This window comes from Streptomyces sp. ICN903 (assembly GCF_022015835.1).
GTDB classification, from domain to species: domain Bacteria; phylum Actinomycetota; class Actinomycetes; order Streptomycetales; family Streptomycetaceae; genus Streptomyces; species Streptomyces fenghuangensis.
The window spans coordinates 1-5,209 of the sequence record NZ_JAKMAY010000355.1; the positions used below are offsets into that span (position 1 = coordinate 1).

The following is a 5,209-nucleotide window of genomic DNA, read 5'->3' on the forward strand; positions in this document are numbered from 1 at the left end:
GTGTACGCCCCCTCTACCGGCGCCCCGGCGGCCGCGAGCCCAACCTCGCCCCCGGCCTGACCGGTCTGCTGGCCGGGACGCTGGGCACACCGGTGACGGCCGAGGACGTCCTGGCCTGGACGGCCGCCGCGATGCGCCCCGCCCCCGGCGCCCCGGGCGACCGTGTCGTGCCGCTCACCGCGGACCGCGGGATGTGGCGGGAGGGCGTCGCGCTGGGCCGCGAGGTGCTGCGGGCGCACACCCGCGGCGCCCGCTGCGGTGACGGCTCCCGCCCGCGTCTGCCGGGCGGGCGGCGCCCCTATGTGCGGGCCGCGCTGCCCGAACACCCGGCCCCGGACGCGCTGCGCCACGACGCGCGGGAGGAGACCCTGTGGGTCGGGGAGGGCCGCATAGCGCCGGTGGCACGTGGGGCCTGGGAGTTCGAGTCGGGCGGCGTCCGGGTGCTCGCCGACTGGTTCGCCCGCCGTACGGCCCCGGCCGCGCCCGGCACGCTGGCGGCGGTGCGCCCGAAGGCCTGGCCGCCCCGGTGGACCTCGGAGCTGCTGGAGCTGATCACCTCGCTCACCCTCCTCGACGGGCTGCGCGAGGCGCGTGCCGAGTTCACCGGCCGGCTGGCCGGGCGTCCGGCGGTGGAGGTGTCCGCGCTGCGGGAGGCGGGTGTGCTGCCGCCGCCCTCGGCCGCGCGGCGCCCGGCCTCCGTGCTGGACCACCGCGAGGAGGGGCCGGAGGGGCAGTTGGCGCTGTTGTGAGAAACCGGTTCCCACCAACCGGCGGGCGGCCGCCGGCCGGTGGGAGCGGAAGTGGCGGGAGAGTGCGGGGACGCGGCCGGGGCCGGGCCGTGACGCCCGGCCCGCCGCGGGAGGCCGGTCTCCCGGAGCCTGAGCCGAAACCTTCATGCTCCGACCCGGGCGCCCCGGACACGGCCGAACACGGCACCGGGCCGTCGGACGGCTTCTAGGCGTGGCCCCCGAAGAGGGAGCGCCGCAGCCGCCGCAGCGGCGCGAAGAGGGAGACCCGCGCGCCCCTGCTGCGGGAGCGCATGTGCACCGCGTCGCGCGCGGTCAGTTCGCGCATGAGCAAGGTCGCCTCCGCCGTGTCATCCTGGGAGACGGCGGGCCCCGCCAGCACGCTCAAGTGCCGGTCCAGGCGCGAACCGGTCGCACCGCTCCCGCACTGGATCGCAGGGATCCGCGCCCTGCTGCGTACCGTTATCTGTTCCATGACTCTCCCCACCCAAACGAGGGCTCCCGGCCCGGGCAGGGTAACCCTATCTCCCGACCGTGACCCACGGGTATTCCGGTCACTCGATCCACCTTCCCCGCAAGGGGGTTGACGAACACCGTACGAGACAACAGCATCCGACGGGCCCCACGGCGGGGCCGGGGACGGGGGACGATGATGAACACCGGTGACAGCGGGCGGCTGCTCGCCGACCGCTACCGCCTCGCCGCCGAGCTGGGCCGCGGCGAGGTGGGCGTGGTCTGGCAGGGGCGCGACGAGGTGCTGGGCCGTGAGGTCGCGGTCAAGGAGGTACGGGCGGCGGAGGAGCTCTCCCCGGCCGAGGTGCGCGCCCTCTACTCCCACCTGGAGCGGGAGGCCATGACGGCCGGGCGCATCTCCCACCGCAACGCCACCACCGTCCACGACGTGGTGATCGAGGACGGCCGCCTGTGGGTTGTGATGGAACTGGTGCGGGGCCTGTCACTGGCCGCCGTGCTGGAGGCCGACGGGCCGATGTCCCCGGCCGGTGCCGCGCGGATCGGCGCCGAGGTCGTCTCGGCGCTGCGCAGCGCGCACGAGGCGGGCATCACCCACCGCGACGTCAAGCCGTCCAACATCCTGCTGGGCAACGACAACAGGATCGTCCTCACCGACTTCGGCACCGCGCAGGTGAAGGCCGGCACGGCGCACGACCGGCCCGGTGCGCCGGTCGGCCGGCCCGAGTTCCTCGCCCCGGAGTGCGCACGGGGCCAGGACCCGGGCCCCGCCGCGGACCTGTGGGCCCTGGGCGTGGTGCTGTACCTGGCCGTGGAGGGCGTCTCGCCGTTCCGCCGCGGCACCCCCGGGGAGACCCTGCGCTCCCTCGCCGCGTACACCGACGCCGATCTGCCGCCCATGCGGCGGGCGGGCGCGCTGGCGCCGGTGCTGGAGGGGCTGCTGCGGGCGGACCCGGCCGAGCGCACGGACGCCGCCGGAGCGGAACGGCCGCTGCGCGTGGCCGCGGCCGGCGGCGGCCCGCGCGCCGCCGCCTCCTCCTCTTCTTCCTCCTCTCCTCCGTCCTCGCCCGCGTCCGGTGAGGGCGGGAGCGGGAGCGGGAGCGGCGGGAGCGGCAAACGCCGGGACACGCCGGGCTCCTGGGACGCCGACCGGGGGCCGCGCGGGGTGCTGGCACTCGTCGCCGGCCTGCTGGTCCTGCTGCTGGCCGCCCTCGCCGTGGCCGTCGCCCTGCGCTGAGCGTCCGCCGAATCCCGGCGAGGCGCCGGAAACCTGCGTGCGCACGGCCCCACCGTGCCCGATCATGGGGGCCATGTGTGCCGACCGCCGTGCCGTGCCGACCGAGGAGTCGCTGCCCATCCGACTCAACATCGACGACAGCGACTCTCCTTCCGACGTCATCGACGCCCTCTTCCTGGGGCGCTTCACCACGGGTGAGCAGCCGCACGCCCGCAGCCGCTCCCTGGAACGGGTGCGCAAGGGCATGGCCCTGCTGCCGCCGGGAGCGGCCGTACTGCGCTCGGCCCGCGACGGCGACCGCGGCGCGACCCTGGCCGAGGGCGACGGCTGGACGGTGCTGGTCTCCCGCTGGTCCCGCGGCGCCGACGTGACCGTGACGGCCGTCAGCGAGGAGCTGGCGGAGCGGACGCTGAAGGCCGCGGTGGAGGACGCGGAGGACGAGCCCGAGCCCCGGCCGGACGACGTCACCATGGGCTTCTGGTACAACTCCCCGCGGCGCGGCCCGTACCGCACCACCCGCCGGATCACCGCCGGAAGCTGGGAGGAGATCCGCGGCAACTACACCGCTCCGGTCGCCGAGGCCATGGACGGGCTGATGAAGACCACTCCGGACGACATCACCGGGCGGCTGCTGCTGCTCCACGGCCCGCCGGGCACCGGCAAGACCTCCGCCCTGCGGACGCTGGCGCGCTCCTGGCAGGACTGGTGCCAGGTGGACTGCGTGCTCGACCCGGAGCGGCTGTTCAACGAGGTCGGCTATCTGATGGACATCGCCATCGGCGAGGACGACGGCGCCCCGGACCGGCCGGGCCGGGAGCGCTGGCGGCTGCTGCTCCTGGAGGACTGCGACGAGCTGATCCGCGGCGAGGCCAAGCACGCCACCGGCCAGGCCCTGTCCCGGCTGCTGAACCTCACCGACGGGCTGCTGGGCCAGGGCCGCAACGTCCTGGTGGGCCTGACCACCAACGAGGACCTGGAGCGGCTGCACCCGGCCGTCGTCCGCCCCGGGCGCTGCCTGGCCCGCATCGAGGTCGGCCCGCTGACGCGCTCCGAGGCCGTGAACTGGCTCGGCACCGAGGAGGGCGTCGGCCGCGACGGGGCGACCCTGGCCGAGCTGTACGCGCTGCGCCGAGGCTCGGGCCCGGCCTCGGTGCCGCCGCAGCCGGGGCGGTCGGACGAGGGGATGTACCTGTGACGCCTCCCGGAAGCGCTCCCGGGAGCGCGTGGACGATCCGGTGGCGGAACTGGTCGGGCGGCAGGCGCGCGGAGAGCGGATCAAGTACCTCCACTTCTGGGGGCACACCCCGCCCCGGGGACGGGACGACGGCTCGCCCGGTCCGTGGTGCCTCAGCCAGTGGTGGCCCTCGCCGTTCACCGTGGACGGCGTCCCCTATCCCACCGCCGAGCACTGGATGATGGCCGCCAAGGCGAGGCTGTTCGGCGACGCGGCGGCCGAGGAACGGATCATGGCCACGCCGGAGCCGGGTGCGGCCAAGGCCGCCGGCCGTGCGGTGCGGGGCTTCGACGAGGAGGTCTGGGCCCGGCACCGTTTCGGCATCGTGGTCGAGGGCTGCGTCCACAAGTTCGGTCAGCACGGCGAGTTGCGGGCGTTCCTGCTCGCCACGCGGGGGCGGGTACTGGTGGAGGCCAGCCCGCTGGACCGGATCTGGGGCATCGGGCTGGCCGCCGAAGACGAGCGGGCACCGGACCCGGCGCGCTGGCGCGGGCTCAACCTGCTGGGCTTCGCCCTGATGACGGCCCGGGAGCGGCTGGAGACGGGCTGAGACGGGGTCAGTCCCGACGGTCGTACTCGGCGGCGACCGCCTCCTCGGCCGCGGCGAGTGCGGCGGCCCGGTCCAGGCCCAGGCGCCGCGCCCGCTGGGCGTACGACCGCGCCGCCGCCGCGGCCTCGCGGGCGGCGGTGTCCCCGCCGGCGGCGATGAAGCTGCCGTGGCGGCCCCGGGTCTCGATCACCCCGTCGGCCTCCAGCGCGCGGTAGGCCTTGGCCACCGTGTTGGCCGCCAGCCCCAGCTCCCCGGCGAGCCCGCGCACGGTGGGCAGCCGGTGGCCGACCGGCAGCGCGCCGCCGCGGGCCTGCTCGGCGATCTGGGCGCGCACCTGCTCGTAGGGGGCGACGGGGGCGTCCGGGTCGACGGTGATGCTCAGGGGCACGGCACTTCTCCTGCGGCGGGGTCGGAACGTCTGATGGCGCGGGGTGCGCTGGGTGCGTCGATTGTGCACCAGCGCGTCAGCCGCGCTCCCAGGTCCCGGTCTCCGGCACCCAGCGGTACTCCGGCCGGCCCTTCGTACCGCTGGTGCGGAAGGGCCGGCCGCCGTCGTCGATGCGGAGGGTGCCGCTGTCGTCGCCGCTGCTCCACTCCACCTCGATGTACCAGTCGCAGTCGCAGCCCTCCGTCCGTGCCTCCACGCGCAGCGCCAGGGGATCGTCGGCGGTGACGCGGTACGGCAGACGGGTGGCGGGCAGGGGCCGGCCGCCCTCGCCGTCGTAGCCGTCCACGGGTTCCGCCCGCGGGCGCGGGGCGTCCAGGTCGGCTGTGAAGGCGGCCGGGGTGAGCGATCCGCCGCAGCCGTCGTCCATCCGGTAGACCGGTCGGTCCAGGGGGGTGCGGCGTTCGGCCATCCGGATGTGCAGGGCCTCCACCACGACGGGGGCCGTCCCGGTGCCGTACACGGTGGCCTCCACGATGGTCTCGCCGCCGTGCACCGCGGCGAGGGCGCCGGCCCAGGAGGGTGC

At 76.0% G+C, this 5,209-nt stretch carries 6 protein-coding genes and 1 pseudogene; 4 read left to right on the plus strand and 3 right to left on the minus strand.

All coding sequences use genetic code 11. The annotated features are described in order from the left end of the window. A partial coding sequence (locus L7D48_RS25395) for a type ISP restriction/modification enzyme (RefSeq protein ID WP_305853176.1) occupies positions 1-749 on the plus strand: 749 nt, incomplete at its 5' end. Between the two features lie 205 nt (positions 750-954). On the opposite strand, the gene L7D48_RS25400 is transcribed toward L7D48_RS25395, so the two are convergent. After that, positions 955-1,221 (minus strand): hypothetical protein, encoded by a 267-nt coding sequence (locus tag L7D48_RS25400; RefSeq protein ID WP_237882887.1) that lies wholly within the window; start codon positions 1,219-1,221, stop codon positions 955-957. A 174-nt stretch (positions 1,222-1,395) separates the two neighbouring features. Between L7D48_RS25400 and L7D48_RS25405 the strand changes: the two genes are divergently transcribed. From L7D48_RS25405 to L7D48_RS25415, 3 genes are all read left to right on the plus strand, one after another. Then, positions 1,396-2,454 carry a serine/threonine-protein kinase gene (locus tag L7D48_RS25405; RefSeq protein ID WP_237882889.1) on the plus strand — a complete coding sequence of 353 codons (1,059 nt, stop codon included), beginning with the start codon at positions 1,396-1,398 and terminating at the stop codon, positions 2,452-2,454. A 73-nt stretch (positions 2,455-2,527) separates the two neighbouring features. Beyond that, a complete protein-coding gene (locus tag L7D48_RS25410; protein WP_308312334.1) occupies positions 2,528-3,649 on the plus strand; it encodes a DUF5925 domain-containing protein in 1,122 nt (373 codons plus the stop codon). Between the two features lie 28 nt (positions 3,650-3,677). Then, entirely contained in the window at positions 3,678-4,238 is a 561-nt protein-coding gene (locus L7D48_RS25415) for an NADAR family protein (protein ID WP_237882893.1), read from the plus strand. Positions 4,239-4,245: 7 nt separating this feature from the next. On the opposite strand, the gene L7D48_RS25420 is transcribed toward L7D48_RS25415, so the two are convergent. Both L7D48_RS25420 and L7D48_RS25425 read right to left on the minus strand, forming a co-directional pair. After that, complete coding sequence (locus L7D48_RS25420; protein WP_237882895.1) at positions 4,246-4,626, minus strand: GntR family transcriptional regulator; 381 nt, start codon at positions 4,624-4,626, stop codon at positions 4,246-4,248. Positions 4,627-4,702: 76 nt separating this feature from the next. Then, positions 4,703-5,209, minus strand: a pseudogene (locus L7D48_RS25425) (hypothetical protein); the annotation flags it as partial.